The organism is Amycolatopsis sp. NBC_01480, assembly GCF_036227205.1.
Classification (GTDB): Bacteria; Actinomycetota; Actinomycetes; order Mycobacteriales; family Pseudonocardiaceae; genus Amycolatopsis.
Genome location: NZ_CP109442.1, coordinates 6,802,731 through 6,820,424, shown reverse-complemented (window position 1 = coordinate 6,820,424; position 17,694 = coordinate 6,802,731). Strand labels below are relative to the sequence as shown.

Genomic DNA, 17,694 nt, shown 5'->3' with positions numbered 1-17,694 from the left:
TTATGCCGCGAGGGCGATAGGTTGACGATAGCTGATGCGGGTTTCGTGGGGTGTTCGGTATCCGAGTGTCGAATGTAGACGGTCGTGGTTGTAGTAGCTGAGGTAGGCGAACACTGCCCGGCGGGCGTCGTCGCGGGTGGCCCAGACCTGGGTCCCGATCTCGGTTTTGAGGGTCGCGAAGAACGACTCGGCGACGGCGTTGTCGTAGCACGACCCGACCCGCCCCATCGACGGCCGCATACCCGCCGCCGTGAGTGCGGCGCGGAAGGTCGAGGAGGTGTACTGGGAACCACGATCGGAGTGGAAGATCGCATCAGCACTGGTCAGACCACGTCCCACGGCGAGATCGACCGCATCGCATACCAACTCGGCACGCATGTGCTCAGCCATCGCGTGACCGGCCGCTTCCCGGGTATGCAGGTCCAGCACGGTCGCCAGATACAACCATCCTTCCTGGGTGGGCAGGTAGGTGATGTCGCCGACGAACCGCTCGCCGGGAGCGTCGGCGGTGAAGTCCCGGCTGATCAGGTCTGGTGCCGGTGCGGCGGTCGTGTCCTGCTTGGTCAGGGACCGGCGGCGCCGGCGGGTCAGCCCGACGATCCGGCGCTGGCGCATGATCCGTTCAACGCGTTTGTGGTTGACCACCCGGCCCCGGCGGCGCAGTTCGACGGTGACCCGCGGGCAGCCGTAGCGCCCACGGTGCTCGGTGTGGACCTCGGCGATCTCGGTGGCCAGTTCCTCCTCGGTCGCGGCGTGCGCGGCCCTGACAGGGGCGGCTGCGATCCATTCGTAGAACCCGGGGCGGCGGACACCCAGGACCCGGCACAGCAGTGCGACAGCGAAGCTGGCGCGGTGTTCGGAGATGAACCGGTAGCTGCAGGTCAACGACCCATCTCCTTCGCGAAATAGGCGGCCGCTTTCCGCAGAATCTCCTTCTCCACCTCCAGTTCCGCCACCCGCTTACGCAGTGTCCGCAGCTCGTCCTGATCGGCGCCCGACACAGCGGACGGTTGCCCGGCCTGCTTCTCGGCGGTCTTGACCCAGTTGCGCAGGGTCTCGTGGTTCACGCCCAGGTCGCGGGCGACCTGGCGCAGCGGACGATCAGAGTTGCGGACCAACTCGACTGCGTCCTTGCGGAACTGCTCGGGATACTTCGACGGACGTGGCACCAGGACATCCTTCCCCAGACCACTGTCTGGGCTCAGAGTGTCCGGCCCGAAGGGGGAACCTCACTCAGCGAGCTGACCGCCTTCCAGCCGGCCGGCCAGTTCGTGGTCACGGCCAACAAAACCCGGCTGGTGCACGCCGGGGTGCGGCACCTGCTGCCGCAGTCCGCGCACTGGCGGGCGGTCTCCGACGAGAAGGTCCCGATCAGCAACGGCGACATCCTGGTCACCTTCCACAGCCTCGGCACCTTCGTGCACCGGAAGCTGCTCGAATGGCACGTGCCGATGACGGCCGCGGAAGAGGAGGCGTTCCTGCACATGTGGCAGGTCGCCATCCACCTGCTCGGCGTGCGGGACGAGTTCATCCCGAAGACCTGGGCGGACGCGGACGCGCAGTCGGCGCAGGTCCTGACCCCCATCCTCACCCCGACCACCGAGGGCAAGAGCCTCGCCCAGGAACTGCTCGGGCTCACCGCGCAGCTCGATCTGGGCGTCACGCGCGGGTTTCTCAACGAGTTCGTGCGCTACGTGCTCAACGACCAGATCGCCGACTGGCTCGAGCTGCCCCGCGATTACCTGGCCGCCGCCGCGGTCCGCACCGGCTGGCCGGCCTACATCGCCTTCCGTGAAGGACTGCTGCCCGTCGCGCCGGTCGGTTTCTACGCGTTCGACCAGTTCGTGCGGGCCATCGCGATGCTGTTCCTCAACAACGGCACCTCCCCGACCCAGACCCCGATCGTGATCCCGGTCGCGAACCGCCCCGGGGCCTGAATCACGCACGGTCAGTGGGCACAATCACCCCATGACAACGACCCCGAACGTCGCCGTGGTCGGCCCGGGCGCGATCGGCACGACCATCGCGGCGGCGCTGCACCAGGTCGGGCTCGCGCCCAGGCTGTACGGCCGCACCGCCCGTGCCCAGCTCGAGCTCCACGCCGACGCGTACCAGATCGTGGTGCCCGGCCCCGTCCAGGTTGACGCGGCCGAGGGCGCTGACCCGGCCGATCTGGTTTTCCTGGCCGTGAAGTCGACACAGGTCGAGGCGGCCGCGCCCTGGCTGGCCGCGCTGTGCCGGCCGGACACCGTGGTCTGCGTGCTGCAGAACGGGGTCGAGCAGGAAACCGTTGTGGGCGCGCATATCGCGCACGGCCGGGTGCTGCCCAGCATCGTCTGGTTCCCGGCGCAGACCCAGCCCGACGGCTCCGTCTGGCTGCGCGACAAGGCCCGCCTGACCGTGCCGGACACCGAGCCGGCGCACGCGGTTTCCGAGGCGCTGTCCGGAAGTCTGTGCACGGTCGAGCTGGCCGCCGACTTCACGACGCCGGCGTGGCGCAAGCTCTTGCAGAACGCGGTCGCGGGCCTGATGGCGCTCACCGGCCGGCGCGCCGGAGTGTTCGCCCGCGACGACCTCGCCGAACTCGGCGTCGCGTACCTGCGAGAGTGCCTCGCCGTGGCCCGGGCCGAGGGCGCCGACCTCGGCGACGAGCTGCCCCGGGAAATGATCGACGCCTTCCGCTCCTACCCGGCCGACATGGGCACGTCGATCCTGACCGACCGGGAGGCGGGCCGGCCGCTCGAATGGGACGTCCGGAACGGGATCGTGCTCCGCCGCGGGCGAGCGCATGGCATCCCGACCCCGATCAGCGAGCTGGTGGTCCCCCTGCTCGCCGCGACCAGCGACGGACCCGGCTAGCCGTTACCCGGCGCTTCGGCGCAGCACGACCATCGGGATCAGCCGGCCGGCCCTGGCCTGGTGTTCCTCGGTGCCGGGGTTGCGGGAGACGAACAGTGCGTACAGCCGCTCGCGCTCGGCCCCCACGGCGGGCGTCGCGCGGGCGGCGAACCGCTCGTCACCCCGCTCGACCGTGACGTCGGGGCAGGCCGCCAGATTGCGGAACCAGTCGGGATCCCTTGGCGCGCCCAGGTTCGAGGCGAACACCACCAGGTCCGCGCCGTCGGCCACGTACGCCAGCGGGGTCGTCCTGGCTTGCCCGCTCCGCGCGCCGGTGGTGGTCAGCAGCAGCATCGGCTTGCCGGTCAGGTGGCCGCCCACCGTGCCGCCCGCGGCCCGGAACTCCTCGATCACCGACCGGTTGATCGCCCGCATGTCCACGTATATCTCCCTTGCTCCGCCTCAGTTCAGAGGGGCAGCGGCCGGCTGTCAACGATCGTCTTCATCACCAGGGTCGAGCTGAGGCGCAGGACGCCGGGCAGGGTGGCCAGGCTGGTGTCGTACAGCTCCTGGAAGGCGTTCTGGTCGCGGGCGACCACCCGCAGCAGGTAGTCCGGGTCGCCGAACAGGCGTTGGGCCTGCAAGACGTTGACGACCTCGGCGACGGCGCCTTCGAAGGCGTCGATGGCGTCGCGGTCGGCGCGGCTCATGGTGACGAACACCAGCGCGTCGAAGGTGAGGCCCAGCGCGTTGGCGTCGAGCTGCGCGCGGTAGCCGCTGATCGCCCCGGACGCCTCCAGCGCGCGCAGCCGGCGGTGGCACGGGGACAGGCTCAGCCGCACGCGCTCGGCCAGCTCCGTGACCGTCAGCCGGCCGTCCTGCTGCAGCTCGGCAAGAATCTTTCGATCAACGGCGTCCATCACCACAATCCTTCCACGGACCGAGGCTATACCGGCACGACTTGGCAGCACATTTCGCGCTGTCACTCATAACCTTCTGAGAGGTCACGAATCAGGAGGTCAGCCATGGCGTTCGGCACGGTCGCGGCGTTCTGGGCGGTGTCGCTGGTGTTCATCCTGACGCCGGGCGCGGACTGGGCGTACGCGATCGCGGCGGGACTGCGGCACCGGACCTTGCTGCCCGCGGTGAGCGGCTTGCTGCTCGGACACCTCGCGGCGACCGCGGTAGTGGCGGCCGGCGTGGCGACGGTTGTCACGGACTCGCCGTGGGCGATGACCGCGCTGACCGCGGCCGGTGCCGCGTACCTGTTGTGGCTGGGGATCACCACGCTCACCGGCTCCGCGACCGTGACGGCCGGCGTAACCGAGCCCGGGTCGTGGCCGCGGCAGCTCCTCAAGGGCGCCGGCACCAGTGGGCTGAACCCGAAGGTGTTCCTGCTGTTCCTGGCGCTGCTGCCGCAATTCACCCACCCGGACGGCGGCTGGCCGGTCGCCGCGCAGATCGTGCTGCTCGGCCTCGTGCACACGACGAGCTGCGCGATCGTCTACACCGGCATCGGGACCGGCGCCCGGGCCGTCCTGCAAACCCGCCCCGCCGCGGCCCGCGTGGTCATCCGGGTTTCCGGCATCGCGATGATCGGGATCGGCGTGCTGTTACTGGTCGAGAAGCTGGCCTGAGACGGCGTCACCGGTCCAGCAGGGCACGCACCGTCGCGGCTTCGTGGGCGCCGATCCGGGACAGGTCGTCCGATGCTTTTTCCCACGCCGCCCGGGCGCCCGCGTGATCGCCCACCGCGGCCAGGTGGCGGCCCAGGCTGAGCAAGGACTTTCCGCGCCACCGGGGATCGCCGGAGGTATCGAGGTAGGCCACGCCCCGGTCCAGGTGCGCGCGCCCCTCTGCCGGGTCGCCCAGGGCGAGGTGGATGTCGCCCAACAGGACTTCCGCGCAGGCCAGGCCGTGGGTGTCCAGCGTCTGCCCGAGGGTTTCGCGGGCCTGCCGGGCATACGCGAGGGCTTCGGGAAGGTTGCCCGCCTCCAGCGCCACCCAGCCGAGGCAGCGCAGCGTGGCGCCTTCCCTTCGGTGGTCGCCCACGCTCCGAAGGGCTTCGAGGCTGGCCGTCAGCTGCTCGACCGCCGCCGCGTGATTCCCCTCGTCCTGGTGGATGATCCCGAGTTCGCGGCCGCTCGCCGCCTCCCACCTGGTGTCGCCGAGCGAACGGTACGTCGTGATGGCCTCGGTCAAGAGCTCCTTCGCCTTCGCCCATTCGCCCCGGTAACGGTGCAGCACCCCGTACTCGCGCAGGGTGTAGGCCCGCCACCGGGGCGCGGCCAGGGAGTCCAATCTGGACAGACAGCCGGTGAAGAACCCCGCCGCCTCGTCCCAGCGCCCGAGCAGCCGGTGGGACACCCCCACCGACAACAGCGTGACGACCTCCAGCAACGGGTCGCCCGCGCGCGGCAGGATCGCCAGGCCGGCCCGGAAGGAACTCTCCGCGGTCGCGAAATCCCGCGTCTCCCTGGCCGCCAGCCCGAGTGCGAACAGGGCGTACGCAGTCCAGTATGGACTGTCCATTCCGGTCGCCGCGGCGTGGCTGAGCTCCGCCACGCGCTTCAGGTCGCTCCACTGGGCGCGCAGCTCCAGGAAGGCCGCCACGGTCGCCGAGAGCCGGCAGGTCGTCAGCTCGTCGCCGGCCGCCGCCGACAGTTCCACCGCGTGGACGATCGCGGCGTGCTCGTCCGCCAGCCAGGCCGCCGCGTTCCGCTCCACGTCGTCCACCAGCCGGGGCGCGTCCAGCGCCAGCGGCGGCGGGGTGAACTGGTGCAGGCCGCCGAACTCCAGCCGGGCGTCCGCGCGGTTCCCCAGGTACAGGTAGGCGTCGGTGAGCCTCGACCAGACCGCCGCGCGATCCGGTGACGAGAGCTTTTCCTTGGCGTACAAGCGGATCAGGTCATGGAAGTGGTACCGGGTCGGGGTGAACTCGCCGCGTCCGCACTCCAGCAGGTTGACGTCCACCAGGCTTTCCAGCAGGCGTTCGGTGGCCCGGAGGCCCTCCCCCAGCGCCGCGGCCGCCGCCCAGGCCGCGAAACCGGTGTCCGGCATGGCCGCCAGCAGCCGGAAAGCGCGCTGCTGCGCGGGTTCCAGCCCGGTGTAGCTGAGCAGGAAGCTGGCCCGGACCTCCCGGTCGCCGCCGACCAGCTCGTCCAGCCGATCGCGTTCGTCCGCCAGCCGCGCGGCCAGATCGGCGACCGTCTGGTGCGGGCGGGACCGCAGTTTCGTGCCCACGATCCGCAGCGCCAGCGGCAGGCCGCCGCAGAGCCGGACGATCTTGCGGGCGGCCTCGTCCCCGGCCGGGACCCGGGGCTCGAGATCGGCCAGCAGCGCGAGGGCGTCCGCGTCGGCCAGGCCGTCGAGGTCGATCAGGCCACGCAGGTCCAGCCCGGTCAGCCGGCGGCGGCTGGTGATCAGCACCCCGCACTCCGGGCTCCCCGGAACCAGCGGGCGCAGCTGCTCCTCGCCGGCCGCGTTGTCCAGGACCACCAGGACGCGGCGGGTCGCGGTGCGGTCGCGGAACAGCCCGATCCGCTCCTCCAGCGACGCCGGGAGATCCGGGCCGGCCACCCCGAGGTCACGCAGGAACCGGGCGAGGACTTCCGCCGGGTCACGCGGCCGGGAGCCGGCGCCGTGCAGGTCGACGAATAATTGCCCGTCGGGGAACCGCGCAGCCAGGCGGTGCGCGGCCCGGACCGCGAGCGCGGTCTTGCCCAGCCCGGGCTTGCCGGTGATCGCGACCACGGCCAGGCCCTGGCGGCCGGGATCGAACAGGCCCGCGAGGGTGTCCAGGTGATCGTCACGGCCGATGTAGTGGTCGACGTCCGGCGGCAGCTGGCGGGGCCCGGTGAACGGCAGGAGCGACGGGTCGTCACGCAGGATCCGCACCTGGAGCTGACGCACCGAGGGCGCCGGTTCGATGCCCAGTTCCTCGTCGAGCTGCTGGTAGAGCCGCTGGTAGGCGGCCAGCGCCTCGGGCGTGCGGCCCAGGCGGTGCAGGCCGAGCATCAGCTTGGCCACCAGCTGCTGGCGCAGCGGGTGCTCGGCGCCCGCTTCGGCGAGTTCGTGGATGACCTCGATCTCGCGGCCGAGCCCCAGGTACGCCTCGAACCGGTCCTCCAGCGCGCCCAGCCGCTCCTCTTCCAGCGGCGCGGCCACCCGGAGCCGGACGTCCTCGGTCGCCAGCGCGCTGAGCGCCGGGCCCTCCCAGAGCGCCAGCGCCTCCTCCAGCAGCTCGATCCGGCGTTCCCCGATGGCGGCCCGGGCGCGCGTGCACAGGGCGCGGAACCGGAACACGTCGACCCGCAGGGGATCGATGCGCAATTCGTAGCCGGATCCTTCACGCACGAGCGTGACGTCCTGGCTCCCGGCGAAGGTCGCTCGCAGGCGGCTGATCTGGGTGTGGATGACGGCCCGCGCGGTGTTCGGCGCCTCGCCTTCGGGCCAGATCAGGTCGATCAGCCGGTCCGCGGGCACATGCTTGTTGGCCTCCAGCAGCAGCACCGCGAGGACGAACCGCTGCTTGCGCACGCCGAGGGGAACGGGGCGCCCGTCCAGGAACGCCCGCACCGGTCCGAGCACTGAGAAGTCCATAACCGATCGGTACTTTACGCGAGTGTTAGAAAGCTGTTTGACCCGTTTGCCTACTGTGGGGCCGGTCGCCCGGAGCAGCACTTTTGGGGAGAGAACACACAGATGCGGCGAGTACCAGCCATCCTGACCTGCCTGGCGGTGGTGATCACAGCCGGTGGCTGCAGCAGCGGGCCGAGCCCGCAGTCACCCCGGTCTCCCCAGTCCGATGTGGTCACCCCCTCCAGGCAACCCCCGGCGGCCAAGACGGCCGACCCGCCCACCGCGTTCGACGCGGCCGCGGGCGTCGCCCTGCCCACCACGGCGTTCAGCACCAACATCGGGGGCAGCGTCACCGCGCGGTTCCTCACCCTGCGCGACCGCACGGCCTACATCGTGGCGCCGACCGGGCTGACCGCCGTGGACGTGCTCACCGGCAAGCAGCAGTGGGCCGCGCCGATCGAAGGCGCACCCGCCGACCCGAACAACCAGAGCGGCCCGTTCGTCAACACCAGCGCGCCGCGGCCGCCCGTGGTCACGGACAAGCTCGCCGCCGCGGCGGTCCCGGTCCAGTTCCCCGAGCAGGGGACGACACCCGGCTACGTCGCGCTGACGGTGCTCGCCGCCGACGCCACCACCGGCAAGAAGGCGTGGCAGGCCGACACCAAGGTCTCCACCGACGAGTACGCCGACGCCACCAACGCGGTCACCAAGGTCGTCGGGGTTACCGACAAGGCCGTCGTCGCCAGTTACGAAAAGGACGAGGCCCACATCACGGTCGGCCTGGACCCGGCCACCGGCAAGACATTGTGGACTCGCCCGGACTACACCGGCGGCAGCGTCCACGGCGACGTCCTGGCGGGGGTCCAGTACAACAAGACCAGCTCCACGAGCCAGATCACCGCCCTCGACGTCGTGACGGGGCAGGAGAAATGGACCGCTGCCAAGGATTCCTACTCGCTCGACCTCGTTTCGTCCGATCCCGCGCTGGTCGTGGTCGACCAGAAGGCGCAGATCGAGCAGAACGTCCACGGCGGTACGTTCCTGGTGTTCCTCGACCCCGCCACCGGCGCCGAAAAGGCCCGGCTCACCGGCGACTACGGCTATGCGGCCTCCAGCTACGGTGACTGCTTCTACGATCAGCAGTCCGTGTTGACCTGCTCCGCATCCGGGGTGCTGACCGGTTATGACGCCGCGACCGCGCGTAAGCTCTGGAGCCTGCCCGACCAGGCCGCCAACCGGGTCGCGCCCGGCGTTCTCGTTGCCTGGCACGGTGTTCTGTACGGCACCACCCAGGGCGGGAAGGCGATCACGCTCGACGCCAAGACCGGGAAGGATCTGTCCACTGAGGTCGGTGTCGAACCGTACTGGGTGAGCGAGTACGCGGCGATCGGCGTCTCCGACGGCGACAACCGGACCCCGATGGCCTATCCGGTGAAGAAGTAGCGCTTTCGCGCCCGTCGTCGAAGACACAACCGGATTCGAGGGAAAACTCAATGCGACGTGCGATGGTGGCGGCCGCGGTCCTGGCCTGTGCGCTGGGGCTCTCGGCCTGCAACGACAAGTCCCCGCAGGGCTCCGCCGGCCCGGCGACGGGGGACAGCAGCGCCGCGGCCCCCGCGAGTGGCTCCGGCAAGACCGGCACGCCGCTCGCGGGCACCGATCCGTGCACCCTGCTCAAGCCGGCCGACGTGCCGGAGCTCGACCAGGACCCCACCGTCACGCCGGAGCGCCGCACGGACCTGCACCCGGTGTGCGCGGGCAACGACTACAGCGTCACGATCATCGACAACGACCAGGAAGGCCACGAGATGGACTTCGAGGGCTCCCTGGCCAAGCCGCTGCCCGACATCGCCGGGCACCACGCGGCGACCTCGCCCATGGAGGTCGGCACCGCGAAGAGCTGCATGGTGTTCATGGACGTGACCGCTGACGAGTACGTGCGGGTCGGGGTCACCTCGCACGAGGGAGACCAGGCCAAGGCGTGTGACCTCGTGATGAAGGCGGCCACGGTCGTCGCGGGCCGGCTGCCGGCCTGAACCACGGCGGCGGCCGGGTGCCATGTCCGGCCGACCCGAACGTATGTTCGAGTGATCGTGTAGACTGCTCGTCATGACACAGGCACTGCAGGGTTCGCTGTTCGGCGACTCCGGGCCGGCCGAGCTGGGCCCGCTCGGCGCGGTCCGGCGCACGGAGCTGGGCGACGGCGCGTGGATCGACGTGCTGCCCGGCTGGCTGTCCGGGTCCGGGGAACTGTTCAGCCGGCTCGCCGCGCAAGTCCCGTGGCAGGAGGAGCGGCGGCAGATGTACGACCGGGTCGTGGCCGTGCCGCGGCTGTTGTGTTTCTACGGCGAGGACGCGCCCCTGCCCGACCCGGTGCTGACCTCGGCACGGGAGGCGCTGAGCGCGCACTACGCCGCCTCGCTGGGCGAACCGTTCCGCACCGCGGGCCTCTGCTACTACCGCGACGGCCGCGACAGCGTCGCCTGGCACGGCGACAACCTCGGCCGCGGCCGCCGCGAGGACACCATGGTCGCCATCCTCTCGGTCGGCTCCCCCCGCGTCCTGGCCCTACGCCCCCGCGGCGGCGGCGAATCCCACCGCTACCCCCTGGGCCACGGCGACCTGATCATCATGGGCGGCTCCTGCCAACGCACCTGGGAACACGCGATCCCCAAGACGGCCAAGGGGGTGGGACCGCGGATCAGCATCCAGTTCCGGCCTCGTGGGGTTCGCTGAACCTGCATTTGTCCTCGGCACCGCAACGGAACGCGCCGCACGCAGCAGGCTCCACTGCGGCCGAGTTCGCCACCTCGCAGGGGCCGCTGAGCCTGCGCCGATCAGCGGCAACGCGGGCTCGCCCGGCCAGTCGAACCGCCGAAGGGCGAAGCGACCCGGCCGCGAGCCACCAAGCCGTGAACAGCCGGACTCAGTCCACCAGTACTGGCAATGAATCCAGCCCATAAACGATCGAAACCTTGCGGAACGTCAGTTCCTCCGGTTCCACCGCCAAGCGCAGCTTCGGGAAGCGCCGCACCAGCGCCGGGTAAGCCGTGCGCAGTTCCATGCGGGCCAGCTCCGCGCCGATGCAGCGGTGGGCGCCGTAGCCGAACGCCAGGTGCGAGGTCGGCTCGCGGGTGGGGTCGAAGCTTTCCATGTCGGCGCCCAGGACCGCGTCGCGGTTGGCGCCGGACAATGAAGCCAGCACGATGTCGCCCTCGCCGATGTGGACGCCTTCGATCTCGATGTCCTGCTTGGCGAAACGCGGGAACGCCATCTGCACCACGGCCAGGTAGCGCAGCAGTTCCTCGACGAAACGGTGCACCGCGTCTTCGTCGCCGTTGGCGGCGTCGAAGGCCGCCGGGTTGCGCAGGACGACCAGGGCGCCGAGGGCGAGCATGCTGGCGGTGGTCTCCAGGCCGCCGGTCAGGACGCCGTCGGCGAGGCCGGCCAGCTCCTGGTCGCTGATCTCGTCGCCGTGGTCCTTGATCAGCATGCCGAGCAGGCCGTCGCCCGGCTCCGCGCGCTGCTTGCGGACGACCTCCAGCAGGTACTCCAGCGACTCCGACATCGCGCCGAGCGAGGCGCCCGCGCCGCCGAACAGGTCGAACCGCGCGGTGCTCAGCCGCTGGACGTCGGCGCGGTCCTCATAGGACACGCCGAGCAGCTCGCAGATCACCAGCGACGGGATCGGCAGCGCGAACTGCTCCCACAGGTCGACCGGGCCCTCGGTGGCGGCCATCGCGTCGAGCTGCTCGTTCACGATCGCGTCGATCCGCGGGGTCAGCCGGCTGAGCCGGCGCATGGTGAACTCCGGCGTCAGCAGCTTGCGCAGCCGCGTGTGCACCGGCGGGTCGGCGAAGCCCAGGCCGCCCGGGTTCTGGTCCGCGGTGACGCCGGCGTTGCCGACCAGGTTGGTGAAGTCGTTGCTGAACTCCGACACCTTGCCCAGGACGGCCTTGGACTCCTCGTACCCCGTGACGAGCCACGCGTTCAGGCCGAACGGCATGTCCAGCTTCCGGATCGGCGCCTCGGCCCGCGCAGCGCCCAGCTCGGCGACGGGGTCGAGGCCGTCACGGCGCAGCGGCATCAGCGCGGTGTCCGGCAGGAAGGCCATCTTTTCGAGGTCGAAACCCCGCTTCTGCTGCCGGGCGAGATACCGGCGGCCGACCCAGGCGAGGACACGCGAACGGAGACTCCCCATGGCGGCGAGACTACCCCACTGCACCGAACGAGTGATGACGGCGGAGACGGCCGTCACCCGCGGTTCGGCATCCCGACATCCGCCGTGACCAGGCCGTGATCAGTCGTGATGGCGTGCCAGTACGGCCGCCCTCGGTCGTCCGCGCCCGCGTACGTGGTGCGGGAGCTGCCGTCCGACTCCGTGTTGACGCCGTTCGTGCGCGCCAGCACCCCGGACGAGCTCAGCCACTCGCGCGAGCCCGAGACCGGGCGCCACGAGCGTCCCTCCTCCGTGAGGTCCGACAGCTGCATGGTCATGTCCACCGCGCCGGTGAGCCGGAAGTTCTGGTCGTCGACGTAGTTGGCCGCCGAGGCGTCCACCGTGAGCGGGTACGACCAGTCGTGCCGCGCCGCCGCGCGCACCTTGCCGTCCACTGTGGACACCGAGGTCTGCTTTCCGGCGTCGGACTGCACCACGTGCTGGGTCAGGCCGGCGGCCGTCACGTCGTCGCTGTTGCGGTAGTCCCGCGTCCGCTCCACCCGCGTATAGACGCGGCCCGCGGAGGTGTCGACGTAGCCCGCCGTCACGTCGTCGCGGTGCGCGGTCACGGTGGCGTTCACCCCGCCCGCGATGTCCTTCACCGCCGTCTGCTTCGCCGCCACCGGGGCGACGTCGTCCTGCGTCAGCGCGCCGGACGTGCGCGCGGCGTGCTGGTCGGTGTCGAGCAGCAGGGTCGCCACCACGCTCCAGGAGCCGCCGATGTCCGGCACGGTGAACGAAAGGTCGTGCGCGCCGCCGTCCACGAGCCGCCCGGCGAACGGCGTGAGGTCGAGCGTTTCGGCGTGCAGGCTGAACGTGCCGATCGCGACCACCGGCCGCCACAGCGTGGGCACGATGCCGCCGGAGTAGATGTGCGGGAACGTCTGCACGCCGCCGATCGGGGCGCCGTCGAGGGCCGCGTTCGCCTCGCGGAACGGGCCGTGCCCGCACATGTTCGCGGCCGGGTACTTCGCCGCGACCTCGTCGGGCACGTCGTCGAACCACTGCTCGTCGCAGGCGCCGCCCTCCAGCGTCACCTCGAGCCGGGCGCGGGTGATGTTGCGCGGCAGGTCTTTCGCGGCGAAGTGGACGGTCGCGGCGCCCGGCGACGCGTCGGCGTGCGGGAAGCCGACAACGCGGTCCGCGGTCTCGGGCGCCGGGTGCGCGTGGTCGGCGCGGTAGTAGGTGAGCGTGACGGTCTGCGCGTACACGCCGGTGTACACGTCGGAGGTGTAGTTGCCGATGCCGCCGGTGAAGGGCTGCGGAGTGCGCAGCAGCGCGGTGTACGGCGTCAGGTCCTTGTCGAAGTGGTACGTGATCGCGCGGTGGCCCTCGCCGCTGGGCTCCTCGGTGGTGCCCCACCACACCTCGGTGCCGCCGATCAGGAGGTCACCGATCCGGTCGTACTGGCGGCCGCTGACGGTCACGGTCTGGTCCAGCACGACCTTCGCCCACGGCCCGGGGCAGCTCTTCGGCGGCGTCAACGTGCCGGAGAACGTCTGCGGGCTGCCGTCGGCCGCGTTCGACGGGAACTTGTCCGCCAGCGAGACGGTGCAGTGCGGGGTGTCCGGGCGGCTGACCGCGGGCGCGGGCGAGACCGGGTTGTCCGTATCGCCCTCCAGCACCGGGCCGGCCGAGGCCACCGCCCCGGTCAGGAACCAGGCCAGCAGGACCGTCGACAGGAAAACGAGAATCCGCACCCGGGCTCCTCCCAGAATGAGCAAACCACGCTGATGCTAGCCGCCCATCCGTCCGACGAACGGCGGGAAAGCCCGGTCAGGCGGACAGAAACCGGACAGGGCCAGGGGTGAGGGCGAGCCACGACGGCGGTGCGGCTCGCCCTCACCCCTCGCTCCCCCAGCCGGCGCGAACCACGCTGCGAGGCCGGGAGTCTCAGCCGGGCAGCAGTGCCTCCACCGCGGCCCGGGCCTGGGCGCCGGCCCCGGCGAAGTCCTTGCGCGCCAGGAACTCCGGCAGCTCGGCCGGGGCGAAGTCCAGATAAGGCGCGGCCTGGCGGGCGAGGTCGGCCGCGTCGGTGGCCAGCTCGAAACCGACCAGCACGTCGGTGTACGAAGCCCACAGCGCCGGCGCGTCGATCAGCTCCCGCACCGTCCGCGGCTTGACCTCACCGCCGGCACAAGGGTCCGCCACCGTCCACGAATGCCGCCCGTGCGTCACGTGGACGGGCTCCGCGCCGGGCACGTGCACGGTGGCCGAAGCGCCCGCCGGGACGACGACGTCGAGCGTGAACCGGCGGTCCTCGCGCCGCCAAGACACCGAGGCCTCGCCGTACGGCGTCTCGTGCCGTGCCCACGCGTGGGTCAGCGCCGCGTCCGGCTGCGGTCGGACCTCCAGCGAGCGGTAGCCCGGCGACGACGGCGCGAGCCCGGCGACCGTCCGGTGCAGCCAGTCCGCGACGGCGCCGAGCGCGTAATGGTTGAACGACGTCATCTCGCCCGGGTTCACCGAGCCGTCCGGCAGCATCGAGTCCCAGCGTTCCCAGATCGTGGTGGCGCCCATGGTCACCGGGTAGAGCCACGACGGGTTACCGCGTTCCAGCACCAGCCGGTACGCGAGGCCGGGACCACCCGAGGCGGTCAGCGCGTCCGCGATCAGCGGTGTCCCGACGAACCCGGTGCCGATGCGGAAACCGCTGGCGCGCACCAGATCCGCGAGCCGGCCGGCGGCCACGGCGCGCTGCCCGGCGTCCGGCAGGAGCGCGAACTCCAACGCTAGCGCGTACGCCGTCTGCGCGTCGCTCACGACGCGTCCGGAGGCCGTGACGTACTCCCGCGCGAAGGCCTCCCGCGTACGCGCGGCGATGTCTGCGTACGTCGCCGCGTCTTCGTCGAAGCCCAGTACGCGCGCGGCGTCCGCGACAATGCCCGCCGAGTGCGCGAGGTAAGCCGTGGCGACGACGTCCGGGTCGGTCTTCGCCGCGAACGGGTTGTCCGGCGGCGCGTCCGGGTCCAGCCAGTCGCCGAACTGGAAGCCGCCCGCCCAGACGCCGTCAGTAGTCGCCGCGGCCATCCGGTCGACCCAGCCACGCATGCTGGGGAACTGCCGCCGCAACACCTCGACGTCGCCGTAGCGCTGGTGCAGCACCCACGGCACGACGGTCGCCGCGTCGCCCCACGCCGTCGCTGCGGGTGCTTCGGTGTGCAGCACGTCGGGCACCACAAACGGCACCGAGCCGTCGTCGGACTGCTCCGCGGCCAGGTCCTTCAGCCACGACGACAGGAAGCCGGCGGTGTCGAAGAGGAACGAGGCGGTCGGCGAGAACACCTGGATGTCGCCGGTCCAGCCGAGCCGCTCGTCGCGCTGCGGGCAGTCGGTGGGCAGGTCGAGGAAGTTGCCGCGCATGCTCCACACCACGTTCTCGTGGAACCGCTCCAGCAGCGGCTCCGAGCAGCCGAACCAGCCGGTGCGGCGCAGGTCGCTGCCCACCACAACGGCCTCGGCGTCGGCCGCGGCGAGGCCTTCGACGCCGGTGACCTCGGCGTAGCGGAAGCCGTGGAAGGTGAATTCCGGCGCCAGCACCACCTCGGCCGCGTCGTCGAGCACGTACGAATCGGTCGCCTTCGCGCTGCGCAGCGGCCGGGTGCCCAGCTCGCCGTCTTCGAGCACTTCGGCGTGCCGCACGGTCACCTCCTGGCCGGCCCGCGCACCGCGGACCTTCAGCCGCACCCAGCCGACGAGGTTCTGCCCGAAGTCCACCAGCGTCGCGCCCGACGGCGAGGTCGAGACGGTGAGGGCCGGCAGCACCTGCGTCACGCGGACCGGCGGGCCGTCCGGGGCGACGAGCGCGCCAGGCGGGCCCGGTAGCACCTCCACACCGTCCACAACGGACTCATGCGGGCGGAGGTCGGTGCGCTGGCCGTCGTAGAGATCGTTGTCGACGACGGCGCTCTCGTGCGCGGCCCACTGCTCGTCGGTGGCGACGACCTCCGTGGTGCCGTCGTCGTAGCGGACTTCCAGCTGTGCCAGCAGGGCCACGCGGTCGCCGTACACGCCGCGTTTGCCGGTCCAGCCGAGGCGGCCGCGGTACCAGCCGTTGCCCAGCAGCACTTCGAGCCGGTTCTCACCCTGGGCGAGCAGCGCGGTGACGTCGTGGGTCCGGTACCGCAGCCGGTTCCGGTAGCTGGTCCAGCCCGGGTCGAGCACCTCGTCGCCGATCCGCGAGCCGTTGAGCGTGGCCGAGTGGACGCCGAGCGCGGTGACGTAGAGCCGCGCCGACGCGACGGTCGCGCGCGGTGTCCACTTGCGACTCAGGACGGGCGCGCGCCCGCCGATCGCGCCGATGGTGCGCGGGCTGACGAACCGGGCCGTCCAGTCCCCCGCGTCGAGCAGTCCCGCCTCGACGGCCGTCGGCTCGCTCCAATCGCTCCAGCTCTCCCCCGAGGCGACGCGCACGCGGACGACGGCGCGCGCCCGTGAAGCCAACGGCTCGAACGGCCACGGCACCAGCACCTGCTCGGCGGACTCGACGCGGACGGGGGCGCCGCCGTCTCGCTCCACCTCGTACGCGGTCTGCGCCCAGCCCGGGTCTTCGGTCCGGACCTGCCAGGAGATCCGCGGTTCGGCCGTGCCGACGCCGAGCGCGGGATCGAGGTGTTCGAAGCGGACAGCTGCGACGACGCTGACGGCCAAGGCGTCCTCCTTGACGCGGGGCGGCCCGTCCAGTGGCGGGCACCCTCGGCTTGAAACGTATCAATCACCGGGCCGGGCGAGCGTAACCAGTCGAAGCGTAGGGAATCAACCCCCGGCCGCGCCACGCCGGGCCGGATCTGGCCGAGCCCGGCCGTTTCGGCTACCGTCGGGAAACCGTCGCCGCCAGGCCTCGCTTTCGGAGCCCCCGCACTCGGGCGGAATCCTCGCCGACGCGCCGGGAACCCTCGTCCTTGAAACGTTTCATATGCGTGTTACGCTGGGCCTTGAGTTCTCGAGGGGAGATGAGGGCCGTGGTCGGCATCAAGGACGTGGCCAGGCAGGCCGGCGTCTCGATCGGCACGGTGTCCAATGTGGTCAACCGGCCGCACGTGGTCGCCGCCGCCACGCGCAACCGCGTGCTGTCGGTGATCCAGGAGCTGGGCTACGTCCGCGACGAGTCCGCGCGGCAGCTGCGCGCGGGCCGCAGCCGGATCCTGGCGCTGCTGGTGCTGGACCTCGGCAACCCGTTTTTCGTCGACGTCGCCCGCGGCGCCGAGGAGGCCGCGCACGACGAGGGCCTCAACATCATCACCTGCAACAGCAGCCAGCGGGTGGAGACCGAGGCGTCCTACCTCGCGATGCTCGCCGAGCAGCGGGTCCGCGGGGTGCTGCTGAGCCCGGTCGACACGGCGGGCGACGCGATGCAGGCGTTCCGGCGCAGCGGGATCCCGTATGTGTTCGTGGACCGCAAGGTGCCCGCGGAGGACGCCAGCTCGGTGTCGGTGGACGACGTCGCCGGCGGGGAATTGGCGGCGCGGCACCTGCTGGAGACCGGGCACCGGCGGATCGCGTTCGTCAACGGCCCGATGCTGCTCACCCAGTGCCGCGACCGGGACCGCGGCGTGCGCTCGGGGCTGGCCGGCTCCGGCGCCGAGCTGTCCGTGCTGGAGGCGATCGGCCTCGACGTCACCTCGGGCCGCGACGCCGGCGCGCGTCTGCTCGGCATGAGCCCCCGCCCGACGGCCGTGTTCTGCGCCAACGACTTGCTCGCCCTCGGCGTGCTGCAGGCGATGGTCGGCGCGGGCGTCCGCGTCCCGGCCGAAATGGCGATCGTCGGCTACGACGACATCGAGTTCGCCGGCGCGGCGGCGGTCCCGCTGACGTCGGTGCGCCAGCCCGCCCTGCGCCTCGGCCGCACCGCCGCGAGCCTCCTGGTCGCGGAGACCGGTGACGAGCCACCGGAACGCCGTCAGGTCGTCTTCACCCCGGAACTCGTGGTCCGCGAATCGACCCGCGTTCGCCCGGCGTAAGCGATGACTCGTGAGTGTTCATGCCGGGTAACTAGTCAGGTCCCCGTTCATGTGGTGATCGTCGCTCTGCGATGATCACCACGTGAGCGGGGATGG

14 protein-coding genes and 1 pseudogene are annotated in these 17,694 nt (G+C 71.4%); 7 read left to right on the top strand and 8 right to left on the bottom strand.

Annotation, left to right across the window (positions count from 1 at the left end):
• Together OG371_RS32530 and OG371_RS32525 are read right to left on the bottom strand one after the other, a co-directional pair.
• Positions 1-885 (bottom strand): IS3 family transposase, encoded by an 885-nt coding sequence (locus OG371_RS32530; protein WP_329057889.1) that lies wholly within the window; start codon positions 883-885, stop codon positions 1-3.
• Positions 882-1,169, bottom strand: coding sequence for a transposase (locus OG371_RS32525; protein WP_329057890.1), 288 nt, complete (start codon positions 1,167-1,169; stop codon positions 882-884). The genes OG371_RS32530 and OG371_RS32525 overlap by 4 nt, the downstream gene beginning before the upstream one ends.
• A gap of 54 nt (positions 1,170-1,223) precedes the next feature.
• Here OG371_RS32525 and OG371_RS32520 point away from each other — a divergent pair.
• Both OG371_RS32520 and OG371_RS32515 read left to right on the top strand, forming a co-directional pair.
• A pseudogene (locus tag OG371_RS32520) lies at positions 1,224-1,937 on the top strand (oxygenase MpaB family protein); the annotation flags it as partial.
• A gap of 31 nt (positions 1,938-1,968) precedes the next feature.
• Positions 1,969-2,859, top strand: a complete 891-nt coding sequence (locus OG371_RS32515; RefSeq protein ID WP_329059370.1) for an oxidoreductase — start codon at positions 1,969-1,971, stop codon at positions 2,857-2,859.
• Between the two features lie 3 nt (positions 2,860-2,862).
• On the opposite strand, the gene OG371_RS32510 is transcribed toward OG371_RS32515, so the two are convergent.
• Positions 2,863-3,273: a nitroreductase family deazaflavin-dependent oxidoreductase gene (locus OG371_RS32510; protein ID WP_329073336.1), complete on the bottom strand. Its 411-nt coding sequence runs from the start codon at positions 3,271-3,273 to the stop codon at positions 2,863-2,865.
• Positions 3,274-3,305: 32 nt separating this feature from the next.
• Positions 3,306-3,758 carry an Lrp/AsnC family transcriptional regulator gene (locus tag OG371_RS32505; RefSeq protein ID WP_329059368.1) on the bottom strand — a complete coding sequence of 151 codons (453 nt, stop codon included), beginning with the start codon at positions 3,756-3,758 and terminating at the stop codon, positions 3,306-3,308.
• A gap of 105 nt (positions 3,759-3,863) precedes the next feature.
• On the opposite strand from OG371_RS32505, the gene OG371_RS32500 reads away from it, so the two are divergent.
• Positions 3,864-4,475, top strand: a complete 612-nt coding sequence (locus OG371_RS32500; RefSeq protein WP_329059366.1) for a LysE family translocator — start codon at positions 3,864-3,866, stop codon at positions 4,473-4,475.
• Positions 4,476-4,482: 7 nt separating this feature from the next.
• Here OG371_RS32500 and OG371_RS32495 read toward each other — a convergent pair whose 3' ends face one another.
• Positions 4,483-7,440: an AfsR/SARP family transcriptional regulator gene (locus OG371_RS32495; protein WP_329059364.1), complete on the bottom strand. Its 2,958-nt coding sequence runs from the start codon at positions 7,438-7,440 to the stop codon at positions 4,483-4,485.
• Between the two features lie 102 nt (positions 7,441-7,542).
• Between OG371_RS32495 and OG371_RS32490 the strand changes: the two genes are divergently transcribed.
• The 3 genes from OG371_RS32490 to OG371_RS32480 all read left to right on the top strand — a co-directional run bounded on the left by OG371_RS32490 (position 7,543) and on the right by OG371_RS32480 (position 10,155).
• Positions 7,543-8,862 carry an outer membrane protein assembly factor BamB family protein gene (locus OG371_RS32490; RefSeq protein WP_329059362.1) on the top strand — a complete coding sequence of 440 codons (1,320 nt, stop codon included), beginning with the start codon at positions 7,543-7,545 and terminating at the stop codon, positions 8,860-8,862.
• A 50-nt stretch (positions 8,863-8,912) separates the two neighbouring features.
• Positions 8,913-9,455, top strand: coding sequence for a DUF3558 family protein (locus OG371_RS32485; protein WP_329059360.1), 543 nt, complete (start codon positions 8,913-8,915; stop codon positions 9,453-9,455).
• 73 nt (positions 9,456-9,528) lie between these two features.
• Positions 9,529-10,155 carry an alpha-ketoglutarate-dependent dioxygenase AlkB family protein gene (locus tag OG371_RS32480; RefSeq protein ID WP_329059358.1) on the top strand — a complete coding sequence of 209 codons (627 nt, stop codon included), beginning with the start codon at positions 9,529-9,531 and terminating at the stop codon, positions 10,153-10,155.
• Between the two features lie 190 nt (positions 10,156-10,345).
• On the opposite strand, the gene OG371_RS32475 is transcribed toward OG371_RS32480, so the two are convergent.
• The 3 genes from OG371_RS32475 to OG371_RS32465 form a co-directional block, all read right to left on the bottom strand.
• Positions 10,346-11,620, bottom strand: coding sequence for a cytochrome P450 (locus tag OG371_RS32475; RefSeq protein WP_329059356.1), 1,275 nt, complete (start codon positions 11,618-11,620; stop codon positions 10,346-10,348).
• Between the two features lie 53 nt (positions 11,621-11,673).
• On the bottom strand, positions 11,674-13,338 hold the full coding sequence (locus tag OG371_RS32470; protein ID WP_329059354.1) for a peptide-N4-asparagine amidase: 1,665 nt from the start codon (positions 13,336-13,338) through the stop codon (positions 11,674-11,676).
• Between the two features lie 193 nt (positions 13,339-13,531).
• On the bottom strand, positions 13,532-16,288 hold the full coding sequence (locus OG371_RS32465) for a glycoside hydrolase family 78 protein (protein WP_329059352.1): 2,757 nt from the start codon (positions 16,286-16,288) through the stop codon (positions 13,532-13,534).
• 311 nt (positions 16,289-16,599) lie between these two features.
• Between OG371_RS32465 and OG371_RS32460 the strand changes: the two genes are divergently transcribed.
• Entirely contained in the window at positions 16,600-17,598 is a 999-nt protein-coding gene (locus tag OG371_RS32460; RefSeq protein ID WP_329073335.1) for a LacI family DNA-binding transcriptional regulator, read from the top strand.
• Positions 17,599-17,694 lie beyond the last annotated feature (96 nt).

What these genes read in the sequence shown, in the direction of transcription:
- OG371_RS32510 (WP_329073336.1), bottom strand. Translation starts at nt 3,273, where the DNA reads ATGCGGGCGATCAACCGGTCGGTGATCGAGGAGTTCCGGGCCGCGGGC.
- OG371_RS32500 (WP_329059366.1), top strand. Translation starts at nt 3,864, where the DNA reads ATGGCGTTCGGCACGGTCGCGGCGTTCTGGGCGGTGTCGCTGGTGTTC.
- OG371_RS32490 (WP_329059362.1), top strand. Translation starts at nt 7,543, where the DNA reads ATGCGGCGAGTACCAGCCATCCTGACCTGCCTGGCGGTGGTGATCACA.
- OG371_RS32485 (WP_329059360.1), top strand. Translation starts at nt 8,913, where the DNA reads ATGCGACGTGCGATGGTGGCGGCCGCGGTCCTGGCCTGTGCGCTGGGG.
- OG371_RS32515 (WP_329059370.1), top strand. Translation starts at nt 1,969, where the DNA reads ATGACAACGACCCCGAACGTCGCCGTGGTCGGCCCGGGCGCGATCGGC.
- OG371_RS32480 (WP_329059358.1), top strand. Translation starts at nt 9,529, where the DNA reads ATGACACAGGCACTGCAGGGTTCGCTGTTCGGCGACTCCGGGCCGGCC.
- OG371_RS32505 (WP_329059368.1), bottom strand. Translation starts at nt 3,758, where the DNA reads ATGGACGCCGTTGATCGAAAGATTCTTGCCGAGCTGCAGCAGGACGGC.
- OG371_RS32475 (WP_329059356.1), bottom strand. Translation starts at nt 11,620, where the DNA reads ATGGGGAGTCTCCGTTCGCGTGTCCTCGCCTGGGTCGGCCGCCGGTAT.
- OG371_RS32495 (WP_329059364.1), bottom strand. Translation starts at nt 7,440, where the DNA reads ATGGACTTCTCAGTGCTCGGACCGGTGCGGGCGTTCCTGGACGGGCGC.